This is a genomic window from Achromobacter sp. GbtcB20, from assembly GCF_019091095.1.
GTDB classification, from domain to species: Bacteria; Pseudomonadota; Gammaproteobacteria; order Burkholderiales; family Burkholderiaceae_B; genus Achromobacter; species Achromobacter mucicolens.
This window is the reverse complement of sequence record NZ_JAGXJZ010000829.1, coordinates 1-241: the sequence shown is the minus strand read 5'-3', so window position 1 is coordinate 241 and position 241 is coordinate 1. Positions and strand designations below refer to the sequence as shown.

Below are 241 nucleotides of genomic sequence, written 5' to 3'. Positions count from 1 at the left end.
CGACTGGAAGAAGCGCGACATCATCGAGTCCACCTCGGCGCGGACGATGCGGCTGTTGGTGCGGTACTCGACGCGCGCGTCGGCCACCACGGTCGACGAGACGACATTGCCCGTCTGGATGGTGTCGGGGCTGACCATGCCCGAGAAGCGGATGAACTCGATGCCCTTGTTCATGGCGACCTGCTTCTCGCCGGCGACGATCAGGTTGCCGTTCGAGAGCACCTCGGTGACGGTGGCGCCG

Annotated in this window: 1 protein-coding gene; it reads right to left on the bottom strand. The window is 65.6% G+C overall.

Annotation, left to right across the window (positions count from 1 at the left end; translation table 11 throughout):
* On the bottom strand, nucleotides 1-241 hold a 241-nt coding region (locus KVT32_RS31290), incomplete at both ends, for a flagellar basal body L-ring protein FlgH (protein ID WP_217619556.1).